Origin of the sequence: Halorussus gelatinilyticus (assembly GCF_023238445.1) — an archaeon.
Taxonomy (GTDB): Archaea; Halobacteriota; Halobacteria; order Halobacteriales; family Haladaptataceae; genus Halorussus; species Halorussus gelatinilyticus.
The window spans coordinates 1,290,706-1,316,622 of the sequence record NZ_CP096658.1 but is presented as its reverse complement, the minus strand read 5'-3'; the positions used below and the strand labels follow the sequence as shown (position 1 = coordinate 1,316,622).

The following is a 25,917-nucleotide window of genomic DNA, read 5'->3' as shown; positions in this document are numbered from 1 at the left end:
GAATCGAACCGCGATTACTACGCCAGTGTCGGTGGTTCGACGATTGACCGTATGTAGTGTGTGCAATCCAGTTTACGCCTGGACCCGATTGTGATGCAATCACTTTCGGGTGCAGTGCGGCAATGTGATGAGTGTGTGGCTCGACCTGTTAGTACTCGCGGACTGAACGCCTCGTTGCCTCGGCGCGTACATCCCGAGCCTATTGAACTCGTCTTCTACGAGTGGTCTCGGTGGTATCTCTTTTCCAGGTGGGTTTCGAGCTTAGATGCGTTCAGCTCTTACCCCGTGATGCGTGGCTGCCCGGCACGCGCCCTTTCGGACGACCGGTACACCAGTGGCATCCAATCGTAGTTCCTCTCGTACTATACGATTGTTCCCGTCAGATACCGTAACACCCCCAATAGATAGCAGCCGACCTGTCTCACGACGGTCTAAACCCAGCTCACGACCTCCTTTAATAGGCGAACAACCTCACCCTTGCCCGCTTCTGCACGGGCAGGATGGAGGGAACCGACATCGAGGTAGCAAGCCACTCGGTCGATATGTGCTCTTGCGAGTGACGACTCTGTTATCCCTAAGGTAGCTTTTCTGTCATCTATCGCCCGCATCAAGCAGGCTGATAGGTTCGCTAGACCACGCTTTCGCGTCAGCGTCCCTCGTTGTGGAGGACACTGTCAGACTTCCTTTTGCTCTTGCGCTCTGTTCCGCGTTTCTGACGCGGATGAGGAAATCTTGGGGCACGCTCGATATCTTTTCGAGCGTGTACCGCCCCAGTCAAACTGCCCGGCTACCGGTGTCTTCCTCCCGGAGTGAGGGTCACAGTCACTGACGGGTAGTATTTCAATGCTGCCTCGGTGGCCCGCTAGCGCGGGTACCTGTGTAATGGCTCCTACCTATGCTGCACATCAGCGACCGTGTCCCAGCGACAGCCTGCAGTAAAGCTCTATAGGGTCTTCGCTTCCCCTTGGGGGTCTCCAGACTCCGCACTGGAACGTACAGTTCACCGGGCCCAACGTTGGGACAGTGACGCTCTCGTTGATCCATTCATGCAAGCCGCTACTGAAGCGGCAAGGTACTACGCTACCTTAAGAGGGTCATAGTTACCCCCGCCGTTAACAGGTCCTTCGCCCCGTTGTACCGGGTGTTCAGATACCTGCACTGGGCAGGATTCAGTGACCGTACGAGTCCTTGCGGATTTGCGGTCACCTATGTTGTTACTAGACAGTCGGAGCGTCCGAGTCACTGCGACCTGCTCCTATCCGGAGCAGGCATCCCTTATCGCGAACTTACGGGACTAACTTGCCGAATTCCCTAACGTCGGTTGCTCCCGACAGGCCTTGGCTTTCGCCGCCAGAGCACCTGTGTCGGATCTCGGTACGGACGCTATGCTCCCTTTTCACGGGCCCTAGGTAGCAACTTTCGCTGTTTCCGGCTTCGTTCGCTTCGTGCCGTTACGGCTTCCACGAAGTTCCCGGATTCGACCGGGCGAAAGCCCGGCTTGACGGTTCCCAAGGCGTTGGTTTCACTGCATAATGGCACAGGAGTATTAACCTGTTTCCCTGTTGTCTCATTCGAGTTGCGGTGAGACTTAGGACCGGCTAACCCTCGGCTGATCAGCATTGCCGAGGAACCCTTGCTCGTAAGGCCGTCGGGGTTCTAACCCGACTAACGCTGCTACTATGACCAAGATTTTCGTTCCTGTTCGGTCCACGCGAGCTCTCGCCCGAGCTTCCATCCAAACAGAATGCCAACCTACTCAGTCACCATGTTAGTGGTGTGGTCAGGTCTCGGTGGTAGACTTGAGCCCCGATCATTTTGGGCGCCTCAAACCTCGGCCGGTAAGCTGTTACGCTTTTCTTAGAGGGTAGCTGCTTCTAAGCTCACCTCCCGGCTGTCTAGGGCTTGAGACCACCTTCAGATTGCACTTAGTCTACACTTTGGGACCTTAACCCGACTCTGGGTTGTTCCCCTCCTGGTGCACAGGCTTACCCCGCACACCGGATTCCCTGCGTCGACGGCGTTCGTAAGTTTGGAGTTTGACAAGGGGACCAACTCCTCTCGGAGTTGGTTCCCCTAATCGGTCGCTCTACCTCACGAACTACCTCGGCAGAGGTCATGCTTCGACATGTTTCGGTTGGAACCAGCTGTTGCCAGATTCGATGGGCCTTTCACCCCTACACGTAGGTCACGGGAGGGTATTGTAGGACACCATCCCTAACAGGCCTCCACGTGCCTTTCGGCACGCTTCACCTTGCCCACGCGTAGATCATCTGGTTTCGGGTCGTGTCCGGTTGACTCCCCGCCCTTGAAGACGGCGGCCCTCGCACATAGTGCTGCGGCCATGTTGGTTTCCCTATGCCTTCCCGGATGAACCGGTTAGACTCGTCAATCAGACACACTCCTTGGTTCGTTTTTCAAAACGTACGATGAGACACCGGCTCCCTGCAAGTCCTACTGCGAGTTTGCACTCGTGTCGTTTGTTGCAGGGCCTTTCGAGCCTCATCGCTCGATCGCCAACTGATTTCAGGCTCTATTGCACCTCCCGTTGTGGGGTGCTTTTCAGTGTTCGCTCACGCTACTTGTTCGCTATCGGTCTCGAGTCGTGTTTAGTCTTCGCGGTCGATGCCCGCGATATTCACAAGGAATTTCCAATCCCTGTTACTCTGGAGCTGACGCACACCGTAGTGACTCAAATTACGGGGCTTTCACCCTGTATCGCGCTCCGTTCCAGAAGACTTCATTTGAGTGGTCGGGTGCTGAGTGTCAGTCCGGACACCACATTGCCCGTGAGGGCTTCGGTTTGGACTGTGTCGGTTTCACTCGCAGTTACTTACGACATCTCTTGCGATTTCTTTTCCTGTCGATACTAAGATGTTTCAATTCTCGACGTTCCCTATTGCGCAAGGCAATTGCTGTGGGGATTCCCATTCGGAGATCCCGAGTTCTTCGCCTCCGTGCGGCTTCCTCGGGCTTATCGCAGCTTGGCACGTCCGTCGTCGGCGCTCGAGCCGAGCCATCCACCAGCTGGCACAGTAGCCACGCTGTTGGTAATCGTTGTTGGTCGCACTGTGACCCGGAGTTGACTGCATCGCAATCGGATCCAGTGGACGCCTGGATTGCACGTACATACGGTCGTCATCGTCACGTCCTATAGGTGGTATAGGAGCGTGCGTCGAACCCTTCCTACACGCGCTTTCACGGTGTAGTGCATCGGTTAGTGTGGATTGAATCGTTGTTCCGTCTCCCACTTAAGGGACACGGTTCGATTCGCACCACGACATGGACCCACTGGGATTTGAACCCAGGGCATCCTCCTTGCAAAGGAGGCACTCTACCACTGAGCTATGGGCCCACCTCCTCGTCTGAGGAGGGGATGAACGTCAGCCCTGGCAGTTCAAAGGTGCCCGACCATCGAAATGGTCGAGGTCGTCGAGGAACCCTCGCGTATGTGTCTATCCGGGTGTGGATAGACGGGTGTGGGCCCACCGCGGCGGGTGGGTCCCGTGCGTTAGGAGGTGATCCAGCCGCAGATTCCCCTACGGCTACCTTGTTACGACTTAAGCCCCCTTGCGAAGCCCAGATTCGACCATCGTGGATGGCCTCATCCGGACCTCACTCGGGTGCTTTGACGGGCGGTGTGTGCAAGGAGCAGGGACGTATTCACCGCGCTCTTCTGAAGCGCGATTACTACCGAATCCAGCTTCATGAGGGCGAATTTCAGCCCTCAATCCGAACTACGACCGAGTTTGAGAGATTGCCGTCCTCTTTCGGGGTTGGTACCCGTTGTCTCGGCCATTGTAGCCCGCGTGTAGCCCAGCTCATTCGGGGCATGCTGACCTACCGTTGCCCGTTCCTTCCTCCACGTTAGCCGTGGCGGTCTCCCTAATGTACCCAACTACCTCGAGGGTATTGCTGGCAATTAGAGATGCGGGTCTCGCTCGTTGCCTGACTTAACAGGATGCCTCACGGTACGAGCTGACGGCGGCCATGCACCTCCTCTCTGCAGCTCGGGTAAGCTCATCATACTGACCGTCGTTACTGCAGTCGGAGCTGGTGAGATGTCCGGCGTTGAGTCCAATTAAACCGCAGGCTCCTCCGGTTGTAGTGCTCCCCCGCCAATTCCTTTAAGTTTCATCCTTGCGGACGTACTTCCCAGGCGGCTCGCTTCTCGTCTTCACTACAGCACAGCACACACTCGTAGTGTGTGCCATACTTAGCGAGCATCGTTTACAGCTAGGACTACCCGGGTATCTAATCCGGTTCGTGACCCTAGCTTTCGTCCCTCACCGTCGGGTCCGTCTTTCCGAGGCGCTTTCGCCACCGGTGGTCCGTCCAGGATTACGGGATTTCACTCCTACCCCGGACGTACCCCTCGGATCTTCCGGCCCCAAGCCAGCTGGTTTCCGCCGGACGCCCACTCGTTGAGCGAGTGGATTTCCCGACGGACCTGTCTGGCTGGCTACGGACGCTTTAGGCCCAATAATAGCGGCCATCACTCGGACTGCCGGTATTACCGCGGCGGCTGGCACCGGTCTTGCCCAGTCCTTATTCGTACACCACCTTACGGTGTACAAAAGCGAGGACTATATGCCCTCGCACTCGGAGTCCCCTTATCGCACTGTCGTGCAGTGTAAAGTTTTCGCGCCTGCTGCGCCCCGTAGGGCCCGGAATCTTGTCTCAGATTCCGTCTCCGGGCTCTTGCTCTCACAACCCGTACCGATTATCGGCACGGTGGGCCGTTACCCCACCGTCTACCTAATCGGCCGCAGCCACATCCTATGGCGCCGGAACGTTTCCAGTTTCCCTCACTCCAGAGTGGAAACCTTGTTCGAGATTAGCCTCAGTTTCCCGAGGTTATCTCGATCCATAGGGCAGTTTGGCCACGTGTTACTGAGCTATCTGCCACGGGTCTAAACCCGTGCGACTAGCATGGCTAAATCGGACTCCGATAGCAATGGCCTCCGGCAGGATCAACCGGAATGGTTGCCGAGCGCGTAATGGCTCGGTGGGTTTCTGGCGGAGACACATGTATCGTGTCTATCTTCTAATGGTCCGTCAGTTCGACGACCCCAAACCGTATCGTTGGTCGGGTGTCACCGAACTGCCAGGGCTAACATCAGATTCCATCGTGTACGGCGGACCGCAGGGGTGGAATCCTCATTTCCTTCGGACCCGAACGTTGGTTTCGATTGGTCTTAAACCCATCGAAGCTCGTCGAGTCCGAGACTGCGAAACGAGTTGAACGCTTCGCAAATCGCATCGAGTCTTTCGTCGCATTGGGTTCGAGGTACCCGTATCGGATAAGGGCATCGAACCGCGCGTGCGTCCTTCGGTGGGAAGACCCCCGAAGGCTCGTCACATCCAATCCGAGTACCCTGTTACACTTAAGGGCGTCGGATTGAGTGTGTAGCGGACGCCCGTAATCGCAGGACGCCGCGTCCACTCAATCCAAGTCCCCCAGTACACTAAAGGGCTGCGGATTGGATTCGATTTCGAGAAGCGACATAGACACCTTAAAAAGGCGTCGGTTTTCGCCGTTTCCCGGAGGCCCAAACCACCGGACCTCGTTCGCATTCAAACGAATGGCCGGGTTACACTTAAGACCGTCGAACCGGGACGGCTTCGATGTGCGATGACGTGCCACTCACGTCGGGCGATTTGACTCCGTTACGGCTGGCGAGAAACCTCGGCTTACTGAACGAGGTGTCGTGCGGGAGGAGAACGAGCTGGTCGTCCTATGCGTCGTGTGCGTCGTTCCTCGAGTGGTACTCGTACATGCGGGTGTAGAAACAGCGACGAGAGGAATCTGTTCGTGGGGAATTTGTACATAGCGCGCGTGTGCGAAAGAGAAGTAACTGGTCGAAAAGCCAGAAAACGGGTGGAAAATTGTTCCCGACCGCGCTACTCATCGAGGTGCTCGATACCCTGTTTCGAGACGTTGGCCTCGGTGATCTCGTTCGGCATCCAGTCGGGTTTGTCGTCGGGGGCCGACTCGTGCCACGCCCATCCTTCGTAGATGTGGACTTTGTCGGTGCCTTTCTCTCGGAGTCGAATCTCTGTCCGGTCGGCCGCGTCTTCGGACGACGCTGGGTCGAGACGACGGGCGGCCTTCAGGGCCGCCTGTCGCGGAGTGTTTCCTGAGAAGACACTACTCTCGTCACCGCCGGTTTCTCGAAGCGCGAAATTCCGTTTACCGTCTTCACGTACCATGGTTTTCTCCTCCATGACAACCCAGCACAGGACCCACTATAAATATATCGCCGATATGAGCCGTTCCCATCGTAAGGCTTATATATCACGTTAGCGCCGTCGGGCGCTTTCTCGTGCGTTGACGCGCATCGAATCCCAGAGTGTAAGTTAGTTGATGACGTCCCAGCGTGTGAGGAAACGGGGTCGGTCGGTAGAAAACACTTAAGTATAATCTGGGGCGAACGTAGGCGTACGATACCGCGATGGTACGGAAAAAGAAGCTCAGCCCGAGTGGCGCGAAAGGCGAGGACGGCGAGTACCACAACGTCCACATCAACCTGCACGAGGACGAACTCGCCGTCGCCGGCATGGACATCGGCGACGAGGTGTTCGTGCGCGTCAGGGAAGACAAAATCATCATCCAGAAGGCCGACAAAGACGAGGTCGAGCACGAATTCTAAGTTGGAACGAGAGACTTTTGCCACCGGAGTCTGGGTAGACGTACGATGAACGCCTACCAGTTGGTGAAACCGCTTCTGTTCGGTCTCCCCCCGGAGACGGCCCACGGTGTGGTCCACGCGGGGATGAACGCCGTGCAGGGGACGCCTGTCATCGACGCGCTCCGAGCGCGATACGCCGTCAACGATGACCGACTGCGAGTCGAAGCGTTCGACCGGACGTTCCCGAACCCCGTGGGCGTCGCGGCCGGGTTCGACAAGAACGCCGAGGTTCCCGCGACACTGGCGAGCCTCGGATTCGGGGCCGTCGAAGTCGGTGGCGTCACCGCCGACCCCCAGTCGGGCAACGCCCGTCCGCGGATGTTCCGCCTGCGCGAGGACGAAGGTATCGTCAACCGCATGGGGCTGAACAACGAGGGCGCGGACGCGGTCGGTGAACGCCTCGCGGCCACCGACGTGGACGTTCCCGTCGGCGTCAATCTCGCCAAGACCGAACACGTCGCCATCGACGACGCCCCCGCGGACTACCGCTCCACCTACGAGCGCGTCGCGGAGGGCGGCGACTTCTTCGTCGTCAACGTCTCCTGTCCCAACTCCGAGGGGTTCCGCGACCTCCAGAACCGCGACTCGATGGAAGCCATCCTCACCGAACTGCTCGACGCGGGCGCGAGTCCGCTACTCGTCAAACTCTCGCCGGACCTCCCGGACCCCGCAGTCGAGGACGCGCTCGACCTCGTGAACGAACTCGGTCTCGACGGCGTCATCGCCACGAACACGACGACCGACCGACCCGACACGCTCCGGAGTCACAACCGTGCCGAGGAAGGCGGGCTGTCGGGCAAACCCATCGAGTCGCAGGCCACCGAGATGGTTCGGTTCGTCGCCGAGCGCGTGGACGTGCCGGTCGTCGGGGTCGGCGGCGTCTTCACCGCCGAGGACGCCTACGGAAAGATACGCGCGGGCGCACGCGTGGTGCAACTCTACACCGGGCTGGTCTACCGCGGCCCCTCCATCGCCCGCGACATCAACGAGGGCCTGCTCGAACTGCTGGAACGCGACGGCTTCGACTCGGTGGAAGACGCCGTGGGCGCGGACTTGGAGTAAACGGTCGAGACGAAAATCGGAGCGACGGGGGCTATTCTAGCGCGTCGAGTCGGAGCTCGAACGCCGCGACCGGCAGTTCGAGGTCGTGTTCGACCAGCACCGCGGGGTGAATCTCGCCGACGACCCCGACCGTCTCCCCGTCCAGCACGATCGCGGCCGCGCGACCGTCGATGAACGTCGGGTGGTCGGTCGCCGGGGTTTCGAGGTCCTTGTCGAAGTTGCGGGCGATGGCCTGTAGCCGAGCCTTGGCGTCCTCGTAGGAGGCGTCGTGGCGCGCGAGGACTCCGGCGACCGTTCGGCGCTCGGCGACGCCGGTGTTCTCGCGCTCGTCCACGCGGGCCGCGAGGCCGATTTCGGCGAGGTCCTGCGGATACCCCCGGTGAGTGTTGTTCTCCAGTACCATCAGCATCGAGGGGAGCGCCCACGTCCGGAGCATGGTGTAGTCCTCGCTGTAGGGTTCGAGGATGGTCGCGGGGTCGGCCGCACCCAGCACGTCGTCGTCCGGCGACACCTGCATCCGGTCGAAGTTCTCCTCCTCGCTGATCATGTGGAAGTTGAGCAGGTCCTCGAAGCCGAGTCCGACCAGCGCCTCGCGGGCGGCGTCTTCGAGTTTCGACCGGTCGTGGCGGCCGCCGACCGTCCCCACGTCGGGGTAGCGCGGTTCGAGGTCGTTGAAGCCGTAGGCCCGGCCCACGTCGTCAACCACGTCGAGGGGGTGAAGCACGTCCACGCGGTAGGGCGGAATCTCGACCTCGTAGGCCAGTTCGTCGTCGCCGACCTCCTCGGTCGCGGCGTCGAGGCCCGACCGCTCCAGCAGGTCCACGACGGTCTCGGCGCTGAGGTCGATGCCGAGCATGCTCTCGATGCGCTCGTGGGTCACGGTCTTCTCGCGGACCTCGAAGTCGGGGCGCACCAATTCGCGGTCCGGGTAACTGACTCGGACCTCTTCGACCTTCGCGCCGCGGGCGTCGAGCGCGTAGCAGATGACGTTGCACATGTGGTCGATGGTCCACTGGTCGGTGCCCGTCAGTTCCACGAACAGGTCCCGCGAGTCGGTCGAGACCTCGGTCCGGCGGCCGTTGATGACCGGCGGGAACGAGAACAGCCCGATGTCGTCGTAGATGGCGGGGTACCGGTCGTACTCCGCCACGAGGTCGGCGTACGTCTCGCCGGTCGGATGCGAGCGCAGCACTTCGTCGGGCGTCATCTCGGCGTCCGAGTCGAGCGGGACGAACCGGTCGCCGTCGGGCTCGATACCCCGGTAGACGATGGAGTTGCCCGCCTCGGTCTGGCCCTCCGCGGTCGCGGCCTGTCCCTTCAGCATCGTCAGGTCGTGGATGCCGATAGCGCCCTTCGCGCGCTTGCGGCCCATCGTCGCGTGGAGTTTCTCCTGCAACTGGATGAGCGAATCGAGCGCGTCCTCGTCCAGGTCCACGTCCCGAATCACCGCGCCGGTGACGTAGGGCCGTTCGTCGGGCACCGACTCCTCGACCTCGATGGTCCAGTCGGCGTCGTTGGTGCCGGGGACGTAGACCCCCCGGTCGTCGCCGTACTGGTAGCGGAGCGAGCGCGCGACGCCCTCGACCGAGAGGCGGTCGAGTCGGTCGGGCGCGAACTCGAGTTGGAGGTCGCCCTCCTCGGTCCGACCCTCGAATTCGAGTCCGAGGGCGAACATGTCGTCGATGAGTTCGTCGTCCGATTTCTCGTCGTGGCCGGTCAAGTCCCGGAGTTCGTCGGGATTCACGTCTACGACTGGCATCAGTGTAGCACCTCCGTCTCGCGGAGCAGGTCGAGGTCACACAGCGTCCCGTGGACGTCGCGGATGTCCTCGAAACCGTACATCAGCATCAGCAGGCGTTCCAGCGCGAGGCCCCACGCCATCACGTCGCACTCGACGCCGAGCGGCTCCAGCACCTCCTCGCGGAACATGCCCGAGTTCCCGATTTCGACCATCTCGCCTGTCGTGGGATGGGTCCCGAACAGCTCGAAGCTCGGCTCGGTGTAGGGATTGTAGTGGGGCTTGAACTCGATGTCCGTGATGCCGAACTGCGCGTAGAACTCCTCGAAGGTCCCCATCAGGTCCCGGACCGACAGGTCCTCGGCCATCACCCAGCCCTCTATCTGGTAGAACTCCAGCAGGTGGGTCGGGTCGAGCGTGTCGTTCCGGTACACCTTCTCGACGCTGAAGAACCGCTGTGGCGGCTCCAGCTCGCCGACTTCGTGGCCCGAGAGGTATCGCATCGACAGCGACGTCGTGTGCCCGCGCAGGTCGATGCCCCGCGCGACCTCCTCGGTCCACGGCGAGTGGTAGCCGTCGCCGTCCTCGCCGACGCCGTTCCGGTGGGCGTCCTCGACGCGCGCAACCAAGTCGTCGGGCAACTTGCCGATTTCGCGGGGGTTCTCCAGCGCGAACTGGTCCCAGTGAGTGCGCGCGGGGTGGTCCTGGGGCATGAACAGGCAGTCGTTGATCCAGAACTCCGCGTCGGCGTGCGGGCCTTCCATCTCCTCGAAGCCCATTCCGACCAGCGTGTCCTTCACGCGGTTGGCGGTCTGGCGCAGGATGTGGGTCTTCCCGCCGTCGATGCGCTCGGCGTCGGCCTCGACGTTGTACTCGGCGAACTCCACGTCGCGCCACTCGCCGGAGGTCAGCATCTCGGGGGTCAACTGGCCGACCGTCTCGGCCGTCTCGACGCCCTCCATCATCGCGGTCACGCCCTCGTCGGTCAGCGTCACCGAGCGCACCGTGGACTCGGAGAGTTCCGCGAGACCGCGGCTCTGTAACTGGTCCAGCACGTCTGCGCCGGCCACCGAGTCGCCGGCGTCGAGCGCGGCGAGGGCGCTGGCCTCGGCGTCGCTTTCGGGGTCGGCGTCGGGGTCGGCGGTAATCTCGCCGCTCTCGATGGTGCCGTACCCCTTCCGGGCGTAGTTCGACAGCGCGATGTCCACCTGCGGACCCTCTAATCCGGACTGGCCGATGACTCGACCCATCTGGGCGGGGTCGTCGTCGGCCCCGGCGTCCAGCGCGGCCTCGTAGAGTCGGACCTCGGGGAGGCCGTCCGCGAGGTACTCGCGGGCTTCGTCGGTGAGCGTCACGGTCTCGTCGGTCGATTCCTCGACGGTCACGAGACCCTCGTCCTCCAACTCGAAGACCGCGCCGGTCACGGTCTCGGGTTTGAGTCCGGTCTCGTCGGCCAGTCGGTCGATACTCCGTGCGTCGTTCGCGCTCGCGGCTCGTAACACCGCGACCTGTGATTCGGGTAGTTTCATCGTGTCTCTGGGTCGCTCGTTGTCGGTACGTGTCCGTGCGCCCGCTTATCGTTTCTGAAGCGCGGCCGCGTCGCTGGCCGACGACCGCGCGCGAGCGGTTTCGTTCCCGCCGGGCTCGTCGCCCGGCCGGAAGTCCGCCGCTCGGTCAGGCCGCGAAGAAGAAGCCGAACCCCGCGCGCTGGTGGCGTGGCTGGCGAGCGCTTCCGCCGAGTCGGGATTCGGCAGGCATGCTCGGGAATTGTTCGCAATCGGTGAAAAACGTTCCGGGGCGACCCCCGAGTTTCGGGTGGACCGTCAGTTACTGAACTCGTCCTGGATGATGTCCAGCGTCTCCTCGCGGTCCGACCAGTCCACGAAGACGGCGACGCTGGTCGCGCTCGTGATCAGGTCGTGGATGTTGATGTGGGCGTCCGCGACGGGGTTGACGAGGTTCCGGATGACGCCGGGTTGATTCGGGAGTTCGCCGCCCATCACCCGGACGACGGCCACGTCGTCGTCCACCGTGACGCTCGACAGCGACTCCTCGTCGATGACCTCGCGGTGGAGGATGTTCTCGGCGCGCTCGGCGACCGTCTCGTCCACGTAGAACGTCACCGAGTCCATCCCGCTGGCCACCGCGTCCACGTTGATGTCGCTGTCGCCGAGGGCGGTCGAGAGGTCCTGGAGGATGCCCGGCCGGTTCCGGATGGCTCGGCCCGCGACCGTCAGGCAGGCCAGCGGTTCCTCGCGCATGTCGATGAGGCTCTCGAACTCGCCGATGATGTCGGTGCCGCCGGCCAGCAGGTCGCCGTGCTGGTAGTGGACGACGCGGACGTTCAGCCCCTCGTCTTTGTACGAGAGCGCGCTGGGCGCGACGACCTCGGCCCCGCGGAACGAGAGGTTCCGGAGTTCGTCCACCGAGATTTCGCCGACGTTCCGCGCGCCCTCCACGACGTGAGGGTCGCCGGTCATGACGCCCTCGACGTCGGTCACGATGACCACCTCGTCGGCGCTCATGTAGTTGCCGAGCATCACGGCGGTCGTGTCGGACCCGCCGCGTCCGAGCGTGGTGACGCCGCCGTCCGGGCCCTCGGCGAGGAAGCCCGTGACGACCGGCACCACGTCGTCCAGTTCCGCGGCGAGTTTGCCGGCGGCTTCCTTCGTCTTCTCGGCGTCGAGTTCGCCGTTCCCGTCGGTGAAGACGGGCCAGCGCTCGCTGCCGGGTTCCACGAAGACGGCCTCGACGCCGCGGGCCGCGAGCGCGGCCTTCAGCATCCGGACGCTGGTCCGCTCGCCCATGCTGACGATCTCGGCGCGGTCGGCCTCGTCGGTCTCGAACTCGATTTCGTCCAGCAGTTCGTCGGTGGTGTTGCCCATCGCGCTGGCGACCACCGCGATTTCGTGGCCCTGCGCCACGGCGTCGGCGACCGAGTCGGCCGCGCGGTTGATTCGGTCGCCGCTGCCGAGGCTCGTGCCGCCGAACTTGGCCACTACTCGCATACTATCACCCGCGAATCAGAAGCCCCCCGAGTGCGAGACTGGTGCATGGAGGAAGCTAACTCTGGCACCCAGATAACTGCTTTCATGTCTGAGAAGCTTGCCACTGGCGTAGCTGTCGCCTCACTGGTTGGTCTCGGCGCGTTCGCCCAGTCCCATCTTCCCGCTTCCGGGGTCTCTCGCTCGCGGGTCGTCCGCTCCCGACGCGTCGTCTTCTCCTCGCGGGTCGCCGTCGTCGCGCTCGCCGCCCTCGTAGGTCTCGCGCATCTCGGCCAGCGGGTCGAACGTGACCAGTCCCTTCCCGGCGGTGAACTCGTAGGCGACCCACTCGGGAATCGCCAGCACGCCGTTCATCTTCCGGATGCGGATGCGCTTGATGAGCGTGTCCTCGACGATGTTGGCGTTGACCTGCATGTCCACGATGCCGTCAACGGCGTAGCCGAGGTCGTGGGGGAACTCGCCCTCCTCGACGGTGAACGTCGCGCCCGCGAAGATGGGAACGAACCGGCCCTTGCAGATGTCGGCCCGGAGGTCCTTGACGAAGTTGTACGCCTGCACGGGTTGGACGAGCGTGCCGAATTCGGTCAGCGAGTCGATAGCGACGACGCCGCAGTCGCTCATCGACAGGCCTTCGAGGCAGTTGTCTATCTTGTTGTGGAGTTCGCTCACGTCGGTCGGGTCGCGGACGGTCTGGGTCACCGACTTGGTGATGTCGTAGATGTGGCGGTTCCACTCGTCCATGCGCTCGAACATGCGCTCGCGGTCCCGGTCGTCCATCCGATAGGTGAAACAGTCCACGATGTGGAGTTGGCCCGATTCGAGGTACGGCAGGACGTTCCAGTCGAGCGAGAGGAAGCTCTCGACCACGGAGATGGGCGGTTCGGTGAACGTGACGATGGCGGCGGGTTCGTCGCGCTCCAAGGCCCGCCAGACGAGTTCGGCCCGGAGCGCGTCGTCGCGCGCGCCCTCGTCGTTGGCCATCAGGACGAACGAGTTCCGGGGGAACCCCTGCGGGAGGAACTTGTCCAGGCCCGACACGTCGGTCCGGATTCGCCGGAAACCGTGGTACTCCGTGAACACGCGGTCGCTCTCGGCCATCGCGTCCCGGCACGCCTCGGTGCAGAACTCGTAGACGGTCGAGTCGCACTCCGTCGAAACCGGGTCGGTCGGGCACGGGAGCCGACAGAAGTCGCAGAGTTCGGCGTCGTCCGTGGTATCCATACCCACGAATAGGTGGCGCGAGCGAAAAAGACCTGCGCGTCCCCGAGTCGAGCGACGTCCGGAGAAGCGTGCGGTCGCCGGCGTCGTCCGACGCCGACGACCACCCGAGGGTTCCAAAGGGATTTAACTTCGTAGACGCCAGATACGTGAACAATGCGCGTGCGAGATGCTGTCGAAGAGGACGGGGAGGTTCTCGGCGAACTCGCCGACGCCCCCGCCGAGGTGATGCGAAACGTGGTCCACGACCGAACGGTCCGCGTCGCCGAACGACCCTCCGAAAACGGCGATTCGTCCAACGGAAGCGACGCCAGCGGGGACTCCAACGGGGAAGACTCCGGCGGAGAGGGTTCCGGCGGGGGTTCCGCCAGCGCGAACGCCGGCGGTGCGGACTCCGACGACTCGAACTCCGACGGCACGGCGGTCGTCGGGTTCGTCGGGTTCGACGCGATGCCCGGCACGGTCCGCGTGACCTACCTCCGGGGGACGCCCGAGGCCCGCGAGCGCCTGCTCGAAGAACCGGTTCGGTTCGCCCGGAAGGAGGGGATGGCCGTGGAGGCGCTGGTCCCCGAGGGCGAGACCGAGACCAAAGAGGTAGTCGAAGCCGCGGGGTTCCAACGGGCCGGGACCGGCCCGCGGTTCGAGGGCGGTCAGACGCTCGAATACCGCCTCGAACCGTCGGGACGCGCCGACTCAGCGCGGCGCTGAATCTGTGCGGGACGGCCCGGCGTCGTCCGTCGGTAGGGAGACCGAACGCTCGAACCCCTTCATTTCAGGTGGAGCGTGAGACAGGAACCGGCGCGAGAAACGAGCGGTTAACTGAACTGCCGGACGGTCATGTCCAGCGTGTCGAGGTCGAGAATTGGCGCGAACCCGGCGTCCGGGTCGATGTTCACCGACTTCTGGAACGCGGTCTGTTCCTGCCAGCACCCGGAGTTGACCGCGAGGACGTTGTGGTACTTGCCCCACCCGAGTTTGTGGACGTGGCCGGTGTGGAACACGTCCGGCACCGTGTCCATCACGAGGTAGTCCTCCTCCTCGGGCGCGAGACGGGTCTTCCCGCCGAACTGGGGCGCGACGTGGCGCTTCTTCAGGAGTTGGTACATCGCCTTGTGGGGGTCGTCGTAGCTCGCTTTGTCGTCGGGGAGTTCCGCGATGACCTCGTCCAGCGAGACGCCGTGGTACATCAGGATGTCCACGCCCTCGACGGTGACGGTCGAGGGATTGCCCGAGATTCGGGCGTCGTGGACCGACATGATGTCCCGTAGCTCCTCGTCGAAACCGGGTTGCGGTTCCGCGAGGCGGACCGCGTCGTGGTTGCCCGGAATCATCAGGATTTCGAGGTCGCCGGGCACCTCCTTCAGGTACTCCGAGAACTGCTCGTACTGGTCGTAGATGTCCACGATGTCCAACTCGTCGTCCTGATTCGGATAGACGCCGACGCCCTCCACCATGTCGCCCGCGACCAGCAGATACTCGACGTGTTCGGCCTCCTCGGTGTGGAGCCAGTCGGCGAACCGCGACCACGCGTCGGCCATGAACTCTTGGCTGCCGACGTGGACGTCGCTGATGAGCGCGGCCTGTACGTGGCGGTCGGCGGTCGAAGGCTGGTAGGTCCGGGGCACGTCGGGGAAGTACAGCGAGTCAACGAAGAGGATGCCGTCGCCGTCGTCGTTGTCGTCCGAGAGCGTGCCCTCGACCGCGATGACCTCGTCGTGGAGGAGTTCGTCCACCGCGTCGGCGAACTCCCGGTCCTTCATGACGAGACAGGGGTAGGTCCCGCTCGTGTCTTCCAACTCGATGAGCCAGTGGCCGCTCGTGGTCGAGCGGATGTCGCTGACCATCCCGACGATGGCGGTCTCGCCGCCGCCGGGCATCTTCTGGACCGCGGTGGTCGGCCGCGCGTTGACCCGCGAGCGCAACTGCTTGCTGAGACGCTTGAACCGGTCGCGGAACACCGACACGAAGTCGGCGTACTCGCCCGTGCCGGTACTCTCACCGGTCACGTCGCCCTCGATTTCGAGCGACCGTTCGTCCAAGTCGGGGTCTCTGATCGACTCGTCGGGCCGCGAAACGTCGCTGACGTTCTCGCCGACGCCGTCGCCCGCGTTCGTCGATTCGCCCGCGTTCGTCGATTCGCCCGCGTCCGTCACTTCGCCTGCGTCCGTCACTCCACCTGCGTCCGTCGCTTTACTCGCCTGCGCGACTTCGCCGGTGTTCCTGTTCCCGCGAACCCCCTTCGTTTCCTGTGGAGGGCTCGTCTCCCCCACTGGGTTATTCTCATATTCGTTTCCATTCGAAACAGAGGTGTCGGCCCGCTCGAACTCTGCGAGGACCGTCTCGACGTGGTCCGCAGAAATTTTCAGCGCGTCGTCGGGGGCGCGCTCGACGGCCGCGTCGAGCGCAGCGTCCGGGTCGTCGGCCCCTGAGAGGAGCGTCACGGCCTCGCGGTCGGCGTTGTACCCGCGACTAGTGAGTTCGCTGACGATACGAGCGGGCGTCTCAAGCGGCACGTTCACTCGATTGCGGGGGTTCGTCAAAAGGATAGCGGAGCGCACCACGGTACGGCAACCGGCGACAGGGTGAGCAATCGGGTGGGTCGGGTCGGCGGTGGCTCGTCGCATCTTCGACGATTCTGTACTCCCGGCGTTCGTTCCGGCGTCGGCCATGCCGTCGCGTTCGACCGCGGCCCCGACCCGGAAAATTGACAACCTCGGAACGGTAAGGTGGGTGCGATGAGTTCTTCCCGAGACGACCCCTCTTCCGACGAGGAGGGACGGGCCGACGGCCCGCGCTCCTCGTCCGGCGGGCGCTCCGACGACGCGGCCGCGACCGGGACCGACCGCTCGCGCGCCGAGCGCGACGCCCGGTTCGACGGCGGCGAGCGCGAGAAGGGCACCGGCCCGCTCGCGCTCGTTCGTCGGTTCCGCAGCAGCGACAACGAAGTGGTGGTGTTCGTCCGCGAGGTGTTGAGTAGCGCAGGCATCGTGTTGGCCATCGGTCTCCTGCTGTTCGCCATCAGCGGCGTCTGGCCGCCGATGGTCGCCATCGAGAGCGGTAGCATGGAGCCACACATGGAGAAGGGCGACCTCGTGTTCATCATGGAGGAGGGTCGTCTCGCGCCCGCGGCCGCCCAGCAGGGCACCGGCGTCGTCGGCTACCAAGCTGGAAAGGAGGCGGGATACAAGACGTTCAACAGCTACGGTGACGTCATCGTCTACAAACCCGACGGTAGCGAGTACGCGACGCCGATAATCCATCGCGCCAGATTCTGGGTCGAGAAGGGCGAAAACTGGTACGACGAGGCGAACAAGAAGTACGTCCAAGCCGAGAACTGCGAACAGTTGACCAACTGCCCCGCGCCCAACGCCGGGTTCATCACCAAGGGCGACGCGAACCCCTACTACGACCAGTCGAACGGCATGGAGATAAGCGACCCCGTGAAGCCGAGTTGGATTCGGGGTACCGCGGAGGTCCGCATCCCGTGGCTCGGCTGGGTCCGCCTCCAGTTCTCCGGCGCGGCGTAGCTCTCGGGAAGCCTGCGAACTGCTCTTTTCGCCGAATTACCAAAACGAGTTAGGAGTCGCCGGGACCGCTCAGTTGTCGAACCGGGCCTGCACGAACGGCTGGACGCTCTCGATGTCACCGAGTCGGGAGTCCGACATCAGGACCGCCTCGGTCTCGTCGATGGGTACCGAGAGGCTGATCTCCTTCGTCCGGCCGTAGCGGCCCTTGCTGACGACCACCGCGTTGACGATGCCGAGCATGTCGAGTTCGCTAATGAGGTCGGTGACGCGGCGCTGGGTCAGCACGTCGGCGTCGATCTCCTCGCAGAGGCGCTTGTAGATGTTGTACACCTCGCCCGTGTTGACGTTGTGGACGCCGTTCTTCTCCAGCGAGATGATGGAGAAGAGGACGAGTTTCGACTGGGTGGGCAGGGTACGGACGACCTCGACAACGCGGTCGAGTTCTATCTTCTCTTGGGCCTTCCGGACGTGCTTCTCGTTGACGCCCTCGGCCTGGTCGCGCTCGGCGAGTTCGCCCGCGGTCCGCAGGAGGTCTAACGCGCGCCGCGCGTCGCCGTGTTCCTGTGCGGCGAAGGCGGCACAGAGCGGGATCACGTCGTCCGACAGCGCGTCGGCCTTGAACGCGACCTCTGCGCGGTGCTGGAGGATGTCACGTAACTGGTTGGCGTCGTACGGCGGAAAGACGATCTCCTCTTCGCCGAGCGAGGACTTGACTCGCGGGTCGAGAAAGTCGGTGAACTTCAGGTCGTTGCTGATGCCGATGATGGATACTCGGGAGTTCTCCAGTTCGGAGTTCATCCGCGAGAGGTTGTAGAGAGTGTCGTCGCCCGACTTCTCGACCAGCTTGTCGATCTCGTCGAGCATGATGACCACCACGCGCTCCTCGTAGTCCACGGCCTCGAAGAACGTGTTGTACACGCGGTCGGTCGGCCACCCGGTCATGGGGACCGACTCCATCTCCTCGCGGTCGTCCTCCAACTCCTCGATGCGCGCGTCCACGGCCTCGGGCGAGTCGAAGTCGGTGTCGGCGAGCCGGTCGGGGTCGGCCGCGGCCTCCTCACGGAGCGCGTCGAGTTCCTCGACGCGGTCGGAGACCCACTCGCGGTTGCTCTCGATGAACTTGTTGGCGAGTTGGGCGAGGACGCGGTACTGGGTGTCGGTCACCTCGCAGTTGATGTACTCGACGTTGCAGGGTACGTCGTACTTCTGAGAGGTACTCTCCAGTTCCTTGCTGACGAACTTCGCGCTCGCCGTCTTGCCAGTCCCGGTCTTGCCGTATATCAGGATGTTCGAGGGCGTTTCCCCGCGGAGCGCGGCGACCAGAATCGTCGCCATGTTGTTGATCTGGTCCTTCCGGTGAGGTAACTCGTGCGGCGTGTAGGACGGCCGGAGGACCTCCTTGTTCTCGAATATCGGTTCGCCGGACAACAGGTCGTCGAAGAGCCCTTGGTCGTCGTCCTCGTCGTCGAAGACCACGTCGTCGAGATCGACGTTGTCGAAGCTCCGGTCGGGGCTCACATCGACCGCGTCGTCCGTCGGTTGGCTGTTTTCGTCTGACATACGTTCGTGCCGACCCCTCTGTTTCAGGTGGAAGACGCGCAACGCGAGAGCGGATTTCGGCGAAACCGACCGAAAGCGCCGGGATGCCGAGGTCGAGAAGTTGCGAGCGCGTCCAGTTGATGCAGGAGAACTAAAGGTCCAGCAGGGTATTAAACTCTTTCTTCTTTCGTTTCAACTCAGGGAAATGCCCAGGAGAGCGTCCAAAAGGCACGATAACGGCGAGTAAAACGAGACCCACATTGGATTTCAGGCACTGATTTCCCGCCGTCGAACCCCCTCGTTTCGGGTGTAACCGCGGTCGAATCGACGTCGTGACGGGGGAGTACCGGGTCGAAGAGACCGAGGCCGAAGCCAAACCAGTCGAGAGTCGAGGCAGAGCTCGATTGAGAGGTGAAGCAGCGTTTGGTTGAAAGCCGAGGCCGAAACCGACCGCGATCGAGTGCAAGAGAGAAAGGCATTGCGTCGTCCCTCCCCTACCCCTTGGTTTCCGGTCGAACGGCAGAGAGTGTGGGTGGAACGCGCTAATTGGTCTTCTCTACCTCGTTTCGGTAGTTCGACCAACCAGGACTCGACGGTCGTCGTAGCCCACGGTCGAGTCGTTGTAGTACGTAGCCGAATCGTTGTCGGTCTTTTCGGGTGGAACTCTCAGTGGGTGAGTAGACGTTGGCCCTCCCCCACCCCTTCGTTTCAGGTGGAGCGAGGAAACGGAGAGGGTGGGGAGGGGTGACTTTTGGACGGAAACCTTTATCACAGTAAAGGTAAAACAATATCTGCAAACTAGTCTATCCTAGTCATTCTTCTTCGTTTCTCTTTGGTGTTCGTGGAAATGAACCAGCTGCCACACTACCGGCCCACCGTCTCTCCCAGTTCCACTTGAAACGAAGGGGTGAGGGTGGGCGACTATCCACGGGAGACCCGACATGTGTCGGGTCGAATCCGTCCGAGTCGCCTCCGCTTTGCCATTTCGTTACTACTCCTGCTCCTTTCTGCTCAGCCTCGCCTCGATTTCTCCACTCAACCTCTCCGTCCAACCCCTCACCCGACCGCTCTGCTCAATCTCTCTATTCGACTACTCCAGTTCACGCTCATAGATAATCTTCTCCGGCTCACCGCCTCCAGTTACTCTCTAGTCACTCGTTTCCAATTCCCTTCTCCAATTTCCCCTTTCTCGTCTCTCATCTCTCGTCTCCAATCTCCCAACACTCGTCTCCCAGCACCTATCTTCCGTCTCCTGTCTCCCAACACTCGTCTCACGCTTCCGTCTTCGAGTCGTCTCCTTACTCTCGGTCCAAATTTGCGTCTCCCGTTCTGCCGTTCTCAGGTTCTCTCTTCGGCTTTTCTCCCCACAACCCCACCGTTTCAACTGGAACACGCGGCGTTCCTCCGAGTCTCGTCTCCTCTCTCTGGTCTCTCCCGAACTCCCTCGAAGACGCCGTACGACCGAGTTCGAGTCGAAACGGTGGCCTTCTTCGCCGAGTCGTCATCCGCTCGCTTCCATCGCTTTCTGCTTGACTCGAAACGCCCGCCGAGTTCGTTTCGGGTAGCTAAACCCGTATTTTCCGGAGTGGTGTCTGACATAGCTTTAAGTAGGTGGGATAGAGTTGTTCGCGCAACAGCCCCCGTGACGGTTGCGTACGCCGATAGTGGGGACTAGGAGGAAAGGATGGGATTGTTTACGGACCTGAAAGACAGCATTTCCCGCGTTACGGACAAGCTCTTCTCGGCCCAAGAGCCGAAGCGCATCGGTATCTACGGCCCGCCGAACGCCGGAAAAACGACCCTCGCAAATCGTATCGCCCGCGATTGGACCGGTGACGCAATCGGTCCAGAAAGCCACATTCCGCACGAGACGCGACGCGCACGTCGCAAGGAGAACGTCGAAATCGAGCGCGACGGCAAGACGGTGTCTATCGACATCGTGGACACGCCCGGCGTGACGACCAAGGTGGATTACGAGGAGTTCCTCGACCACGACATGGAGAAAGACGACGCCGTGCGTCGCTCCCGCGAAGCCACCGAAGGCGTCGCCGAAGCGATGCACTGGCTCCGCGAAGACGTGGATGGCGTCATCTACGTGCTGGACAGCACGACCGACCCCTTCACGCAGGTCAACACGATGCTCATCGGCATCATCGAGAGCCAAGACCTGCCGGTCCTGATTCTGGCCAACAAGACGGACCTCGAAGATTCGAGCGTCCAGCGCATTCGCAACGCCTTCCCGCAGCACGAGACGATTCCGCTCTCGGCGCTCGAAGGCGAGAACATGGACGAAGTGTACGACAAAATCGCGGAGTACTTCGGGTGATATCATGCCGGAAGTGACAGAGAACGGCCCGAACGACGGCGTCCAGATCGACCTCATCGGAGCCGACCGGATGGCCGAGATGGCGTCGATGGAGAAGATTCGGATGATACTCGACGGCGTCCGCGACGGCAACATCGTCATCCTCGAAACCGGCCTCTCGCCCGACGAGGAGAGCAAACTTATCGAGGTGACGATGACCGAGATAAGTCCCGACGAGTTCAACGGCATCGAAATCGAGACGTACCCTCGTTCGGAGACCGCCGACCAGAGCTTCCTCGACCGACTGATGGGCAAGGAATCGACCCAGAAGTTGACGGTCATCGGCCCGGCGAACCAAATCGAGACGCTCCACAAGGACGAGAACCTCATCAGCGCGCTCGTCTCCCGGAAATAATGTCATACCAATAATGCCACACCAGTGTACCAACTGCGGTCGGACGTTCGAGGACGGCTCGAAGGAGATGCTGTCGGGCTGTCCGGACTGTGGCGGGAACAAGTTCCAGTTCAAACCTGCGAGCGCCGCAGATGGGAACGCTGGCGGCGGCGTCGGCGCGGGGACCGCCTCCCCGGCGACCGAACCGAAGAAGACGCCGGAGAACGCTCGGTCCGCCCGCGACGCACCCGAAACCGGGGGTCGAAGTGGTGCGAACGGGAACCGCGGCGCGACCGAATCGATGCGACGCGACGACTCGGCGGACGGCGGTGCCGCTTCGGGCGCGGTCAACCGCGCGGCCGCGACCGTCCGCGACTGGGTGAGCACGCGAGACGACACCGAGACCGCTTCCGCCCCCGAGGGTGGTTCCGCCACCAAACGCGACCGCGGCGGTTCCACTCGAAACACTCCGGCCCCGGACGCACCGAGCGCCGAGGACTCGGCGCAGGCGAGCGCGCGCTCCGACGTGGTCAGCGACTCGGAACTCCCCGAACCACCGGACGACGCCGCGCAGGTCGGTCCCGCTCCGGCCGACGCGGACGACGAGAACGTCGTCGGCGCACCCGACGACGAGAACCCCGGTCTGAAGGAACTCCGCGAGGAACTCAACAGTCAGTTCGAGAGCATCCGCATCGTCAATCCGGGCCAGTACGAACTCAACCTGATGGAACTGTACGAACGCGAGGAGTACATCATCTCGCTCCAAGAGGACGGCAAGTACGTCATCGAGGTCCCCGACGCGTGGGACGCTACGGAACGCTGACGAATCGGGTCGAATGGGGTCGCACTGACGAACCGAGTCGAACCGGGGCGCTGACGAACCGAGTCGCGCCGGAGCACTGACGACGTAGGGACGCCGCTTCTGTCACCGTCTCGTTCTTCCAGCAAGGCCGACGGCTTCGCAAAACTGTTTAGTTCGCGCTCCGCAAAGTCCGGTATCTGATGTTGGACGACGCCAAGCGCCGAGTCCAGCGCGTCGCGTTCCTCTTTCCGGCCGCGCTGGCTCGCCTCGGCCTGCTCGACCGCGAGAAGGGCGAGGAGGCGTTCGACCTCGCGGTTCCCGTGATGGTCACGGGGGGCATGCGGACTCTGCTCCGGGTCGCGGACTTCTTCATGGTCGGGCGGGCGCTCGGCGCGGAGGCGGTCGCCGCGCTCGAACTCGGCTTCCAGTACTTCTTCATTCCCTTCGGTCTCTCGCTGGCGCTGACCAGCGGGACCATCAGCGTCGTTTCGCGGTTCGAGGGCGCAGACGAACACGAGAAGGCCAACTTCGCCATCAAGCAGTCGCTCTGGCTCGCGCTCGCCCTCGCGGTGCCCATCACCGCGGCGACGTGGCTCTACGCCGAACCGATGATAGACGTGCTGACAGACGACTCCGACACCATCCGACTCGGGGCCATCTACCTCAAGATCATCATGCTCTCGGTGTCGTTCCGGTTCTGGAGCATGATAGCCGCCCGCGCGCTGGCCGGGGTCGGCGACACCCGGACGCCGATGTACGTCCGCCTGCTCACGCTCCCGACCAACATCTTCCTCAACGCGGTCCTCATCTTCGGCTGGGGTCCGTTCCCCGAGTTGGGCGTCGCGGGCGCGGCGTGGGGTACCGCCGTCGCCAACGTCCTCGCGGCGACCATCTTCACGGGCGCGCTCCTCTCGGGCCGGTACTCGGTCCGCCTCCCGCTCGGCGGCAAGCAGTGGGATTGGTCGATTGCAGGGGAAATCGTCCGGGTCGGGCTGCCGCTCGCCGGAACGCGACTCTCGCGGACGCTCGGTCGGTTCCCCTTCCTGCTGGTCCTCACGACGCTGGGCACGCCCGTCGTCGCGGCCTACGCCATCGGCCGCCGGGTGATGCTGCTGGCGCTGATGCCCGCGTGGGGGTACTCGACGGCTTCCTCCACGTTGGTCGGCCAGTCCATCGGTGCGGGCGACGACGACGAGGCCACGGCGTACGGCTGGCAGACGCTCCGCATCGCGCTGGTCACGCAACTGCTCATCGGCGCGGTGCTGTTCGCGGCGGCCCGACCCGTCGCGGTCGCGTTCGGCACCGAACACGTCGATTTAACCGTCACCTTCGTCCGCGTGTTCGGTCTCGGCGTCGCGGCGTTCAGCGTCTCCCGGACCATGCGCGGCGGCTTGCGAGGGGCCGGCGACACGCGCTGGCCCTTCTACGGCGCGTTCGTCGGGACGTACTTCTTCAAGCTCCCCGTCGCCTTCCTCGCGGTCGCGCCCGGTGTCGTCCTCTTCGAGGTCGCGGGGTGGCAGTTCGCGCCGGGGATGGGCTTCGGCCTGCTGGCGGTGTACGTCTCCATTCTCGGAGACATGTACCTCCGCGCGGGCGTCAACGTCTTCCGGTTCTGGACCGGCGAGTGGAAGCGCGTCGCCCGCGAGTCTGACGTCGGGGCGGGGTCCGGCGCGGACTGACGCGACTCGATTCCTGATAGTTTTAAACGCTCGCGCTCGAAGCCACCACCATGAGCACGGCAACCAAGATTACGGTCGGAACCATCGGCATCGTGGCGATACTGTCCGTCGCAGTGTTGGCGAACCTCTGGCTCGCGGCGTGATGTTCGAAGAACGGTCGCTCTCCGGCGAGGTCGCGGCGGTCCGCGAAGCCCACGCGCCAGACGCGCTGGTCCTCGACTCGGGGTCGGACTTCGAGACGCTCGACCCCGCGCGCGCCGAGGACCTCGGCCTGCTCGTGGACGCGCTGGACCCCATCGCGTACCCCGCCGAGTGGCTTCCCGAGGACGCGCCCGAACTCCTCGCCCGCTTCGCCTCGTCGGACTTCACGGTCGGGATGCCCGGCGACGGGAGCGTCGCGTGGACGCGCCAGACCGACCCGCCGGTCGCGTTCGTCAAGCCCCGCGTGCAGGGGTCGCCCGACGAGTTCGTGGACTTCCTCGTCGCGGAGGCGCTCGTCGAAATCGGCACCGGTCTCCCCGAACACTTCCTCGGGTTCTTCGAGGACGGCTACGTCGAACTCGACGCCGCGCTCCCCTTCGACTCGGGAAGCGTCTATCAGATCGCGGCGGCGCTGTACGACGCCTACCTCGGACTCCACACCCGCGAGGTCTTCGCGTCGTGGGGCGGGCAGTCGGAGGCGGGCGGCGCGTCCGGGGACGACCACCCGCGACTCTTCGCGGCGTGGCAGGACGCGGGCGAGCGCATCGAACCTCGACTCGAAACGCTCCCCTCCTCGATGGCCCGCGACGAGACCGACTTCGCGGACGCCGCGGAGTTCGCCTGCGCGGCGGTGAAGCACGGTCTCGAACTCCCCGCCCCGTTCGCGGCGCTCGACACGACGGCGTACCGAGACCACGGCGCGGAGTACGCGGTCAAGTGGGCCGAGAAGACCTTCGAGTGAAAACGGACGACGCAAGCAGGAAACGCAGGTGAGAGATGCTGGCAGAGGCGTGAGTGAGGAATGCTGACGAAGGCACAGGTGAGAAATGCTGGCGGAGGCACGGGTGGAGATGCGGCCGAGGACGCGGACGGAGACACAGGTCGGCGATGCGGACGGCCGAGACCTATCGAATCGGCGGTACGTCTCGGCCGACGAACGGCGGTGTGAGTCGCTCTAGCACACGAAAATCGCGTTTCCCGTAACGATTTTGACCCTCCGTAGCTAGCCCTAGAACGAGTAGTCATGGGTGACCACTGGGACGTGCGCGGCGACGCACACGGCTGGGAGGAACAGCTTTACCCCGACGGCGACGACGACGAGGAGACCGCCGAGGGGCCGACGACCGAGTGAGGACCATCGAGCGAGTGGCGATTGCGAAGCGAGCCGACTCGTTTTTCCGCCGAAATTATCTGCTTGATGCTACTGTTCCGTAGTTACCCCTCTATTTCGTCTGGAGGCGTCTATACGTCGGAAAATATCCATATTTGAGAACGTAATCCGTCCGAGAACCCGACGCGAGCGCGGCGGAGTCCAGCGCTTCCGACGCCGCTCACACGATCTGCTCGCCGTCGTCGTCGTAGACGCGAATCGCGTCCACGGGGCAGACGCGCGCGGCCATCTTGGCGTCGAACTCGGCGTCTTCCGGGACTTCGCGGACGAACACGTCTTCGTCCTCCTCGGCGGCGTCCCGGAGGTCGGCCTTCCCGTCCTCGCGGTTCTCCTCGAAGGCGTCCCACTCGGCGGTACACTGGAACATCCCCGTGCAAGTGTCGCGGTCGAACTCGACTCTCATGGCTCCGGGTTGGACGGGGACCGCCTAATCCCTGCCGGAGTTGGGAGATACCGACCGGTCGAGGACGCGCCACCGAAGCGAGCGTTCGTCTCCGAGAAACCGCCACCGACCGCCCCGCCCGACCCGACAGTTTAAACCAGAAGACGCGCCAAGACGGAGTAATGGCTACTTTCGTCTCCCTGCG

The 25,917-nt window shown here is 63.1% G+C and carries 18 protein-coding genes, 1 tRNA gene and 2 rRNA genes; 10 read left to right on the top strand and 11 right to left on the bottom strand.

The window, feature by feature from the left end; genetic code table 11:
- Nucleotides 1–130: 130 nt before the first annotated feature.
- From M0R88_RS06850 to M0R88_RS06835, 4 genes are all read right to left on the bottom strand, one after another.
- Nucleotides 131–3,045 (bottom strand): 23S ribosomal RNA (locus M0R88_RS06850).
- 235 nt (nucleotides 3,046–3,280) lie between these two features.
- Nucleotides 3,281–3,352, bottom strand: a tRNA-Ala gene (locus tag M0R88_RS06845).
- A 158-nt stretch (nucleotides 3,353–3,510) separates the two neighbouring features.
- Nucleotides 3,511–4,981 (bottom strand): 16S ribosomal RNA (locus tag M0R88_RS06840).
- Together the 16S and 23S rRNA genes with 1 tRNA gene alongside form the textbook arrangement of a ribosomal RNA operon.
- A gap of 920 nt (nucleotides 4,982–5,901) precedes the next feature.
- Nucleotides 5,902–6,210 (bottom strand): non-histone chromosomal MC1 family protein, encoded by a 309-nt coding sequence (locus M0R88_RS06835; RefSeq protein WP_135853832.1) that lies wholly within the window; start codon nucleotides 6,208–6,210, stop codon nucleotides 5,902–5,904.
- Nucleotides 6,211–6,452: 242 nt separating this feature from the next.
- Between M0R88_RS06835 and M0R88_RS06830 the strand changes: the two genes are divergently transcribed.
- Nucleotides 6,453–6,650 carry a hypothetical protein gene (locus tag M0R88_RS06830; RefSeq protein ID WP_115798291.1) on the top strand — a complete coding sequence of 66 codons (198 nt, stop codon included), beginning with the start codon at nucleotides 6,453–6,455 and terminating at the stop codon, nucleotides 6,648–6,650.
- Between the two features lie 45 nt (nucleotides 6,651–6,695).
- The gene (locus M0R88_RS06825; protein ID WP_248656196.1) at nucleotides 6,696–7,751 is read left to right on the top strand and encodes a quinone-dependent dihydroorotate dehydrogenase; all 1,056 of its coding nucleotides are present in this window, start codon (nucleotides 6,696–6,698) and stop codon (nucleotides 7,749–7,751) included.
- A 31-nt stretch (nucleotides 7,752–7,782) separates the two neighbouring features.
- On the opposite strand, the gene pheT is transcribed toward M0R88_RS06825, so the two are convergent.
- From pheT to M0R88_RS06805, 4 genes are all read right to left on the bottom strand, one after another.
- Complete coding sequence (gene pheT / locus M0R88_RS06820) at nucleotides 7,783–9,510, bottom strand: phenylalanine--tRNA ligase subunit beta (RefSeq protein WP_248656195.1); 1,728 nt, start codon at nucleotides 9,508–9,510, stop codon at nucleotides 7,783–7,785.
- Nucleotides 9,510–11,018 (bottom strand): phenylalanine--tRNA ligase subunit alpha, encoded by a 1,509-nt coding sequence (gene pheS, locus M0R88_RS06815; protein ID WP_248656194.1) that lies wholly within the window; start codon nucleotides 11,016–11,018, stop codon nucleotides 9,510–9,512. The genes pheT and pheS overlap by 1 nt, the downstream gene beginning before the upstream one ends.
- A 294-nt stretch (nucleotides 11,019–11,312) precedes the next feature.
- Complete coding sequence (locus M0R88_RS06810; protein ID WP_248656193.1) at nucleotides 11,313–12,497, bottom strand: aspartate kinase; 1,185 nt, start codon at nucleotides 12,495–12,497, stop codon at nucleotides 11,313–11,315.
- Nucleotides 12,498–12,617: 120 nt separating this feature from the next.
- Entirely contained in the window at nucleotides 12,618–13,715 is a 1,098-nt protein-coding gene (locus M0R88_RS06805; RefSeq protein ID WP_248656192.1) for an ATPase domain-containing protein, read from the bottom strand.
- Nucleotides 13,716–13,868: 153 nt separating this feature from the next.
- Here M0R88_RS06805 and M0R88_RS06800 point away from each other — a divergent pair, with 153 nt between their 5' ends.
- On the top strand, nucleotides 13,869–14,420 hold the full coding sequence (locus M0R88_RS06800; RefSeq protein ID WP_248656769.1) for a hypothetical protein: 552 nt from the start codon (nucleotides 13,869–13,871) through the stop codon (nucleotides 14,418–14,420).
- A 107-nt stretch (nucleotides 14,421–14,527) separates the two neighbouring features.
- On the opposite strand, the gene M0R88_RS06795 is transcribed toward M0R88_RS06800, so the two are convergent.
- On the bottom strand, nucleotides 14,528–16,225 hold the full coding sequence (locus M0R88_RS06795) for a DNA-directed DNA polymerase II small subunit (RefSeq protein ID WP_248656191.1): 1,698 nt from the start codon (nucleotides 16,223–16,225) through the stop codon (nucleotides 14,528–14,530).
- A 222-nt stretch (nucleotides 16,226–16,447) separates the two neighbouring features.
- On the opposite strand from M0R88_RS06795, the gene M0R88_RS06790 reads away from it, so the two are divergent.
- Nucleotides 16,448–17,239, top strand: a complete 792-nt coding sequence (locus M0R88_RS06790) for a S24/S26 family peptidase (protein WP_248656190.1) — start codon at nucleotides 16,448–16,450, stop codon at nucleotides 17,237–17,239.
- Nucleotides 17,240–17,308: 69 nt separating this feature from the next.
- On the opposite strand, the gene M0R88_RS06785 is transcribed toward M0R88_RS06790, so the two are convergent.
- Nucleotides 17,309–18,799, bottom strand: coding sequence for a Cdc6/Cdc18 family protein (locus tag M0R88_RS06785; protein ID WP_248656189.1), 1,491 nt, complete (start codon nucleotides 18,797–18,799; stop codon nucleotides 17,309–17,311).
- A gap of 1,663 nt (nucleotides 18,800–20,462) precedes the next feature.
- Between M0R88_RS06785 and M0R88_RS06780 the strand changes: the two genes are divergently transcribed.
- The 6 genes from M0R88_RS06780 to M0R88_RS06760 all read left to right on the top strand — a co-directional run bounded on the left by M0R88_RS06780 (nucleotide 20,463) and on the right by M0R88_RS06760 (nucleotide 24,901).
- Nucleotides 20,463–21,104 carry an Era-like GTP-binding protein gene (locus M0R88_RS06780; RefSeq protein ID WP_248656188.1) on the top strand — a complete coding sequence of 214 codons (642 nt, stop codon included), beginning with the start codon at nucleotides 20,463–20,465 and terminating at the stop codon, nucleotides 21,102–21,104.
- A gap of 4 nt (nucleotides 21,105–21,108) precedes the next feature.
- Entirely contained in the window at nucleotides 21,109–21,498 is a 390-nt protein-coding gene (locus M0R88_RS06775; RefSeq protein ID WP_115798281.1) for a DUF2073 domain-containing protein, read from the top strand.
- A gap of 13 nt (nucleotides 21,499–21,511) precedes the next feature.
- Nucleotides 21,512–22,300 (top strand): OapC/ArvC family zinc-ribbon domain-containing protein, encoded by a 789-nt coding sequence (locus M0R88_RS06770; protein WP_248656187.1) that lies wholly within the window; start codon nucleotides 21,512–21,514, stop codon nucleotides 22,298–22,300.
- Between the two features lie 179 nt (nucleotides 22,301–22,479).
- Nucleotides 22,480–23,958, top strand: coding sequence for an MATE family efflux transporter (locus tag M0R88_RS06765; protein WP_248656186.1), 1,479 nt, complete (start codon nucleotides 22,480–22,482; stop codon nucleotides 23,956–23,958).
- A 50-nt stretch (nucleotides 23,959–24,008) separates the two neighbouring features.
- On the top strand, nucleotides 24,009–24,101 hold the full coding sequence (locus M0R88_RS18810; protein WP_438267200.1) for a hypothetical protein: 93 nt from the start codon (nucleotides 24,009–24,011) through the stop codon (nucleotides 24,099–24,101).
- The gene (locus M0R88_RS06760) at nucleotides 24,101–24,901 is read left to right on the top strand and encodes a DUF7089 family protein (RefSeq protein ID WP_248656185.1); all 801 of its coding nucleotides are present in this window, start codon (nucleotides 24,101–24,103) and stop codon (nucleotides 24,899–24,901) included. The genes M0R88_RS18810 and M0R88_RS06760 overlap by 1 nt, the downstream gene beginning before the upstream one ends.
- 589 nt (nucleotides 24,902–25,490) lie before the next feature.
- Here M0R88_RS06760 and M0R88_RS06755 read toward each other — a convergent pair.
- Entirely contained in the window at nucleotides 25,491–25,733 is a 243-nt protein-coding gene (locus M0R88_RS06755; protein WP_248656184.1) for a ferredoxin, read from the bottom strand.
- Nucleotides 25,734–25,917 lie beyond the last annotated feature (184 nt).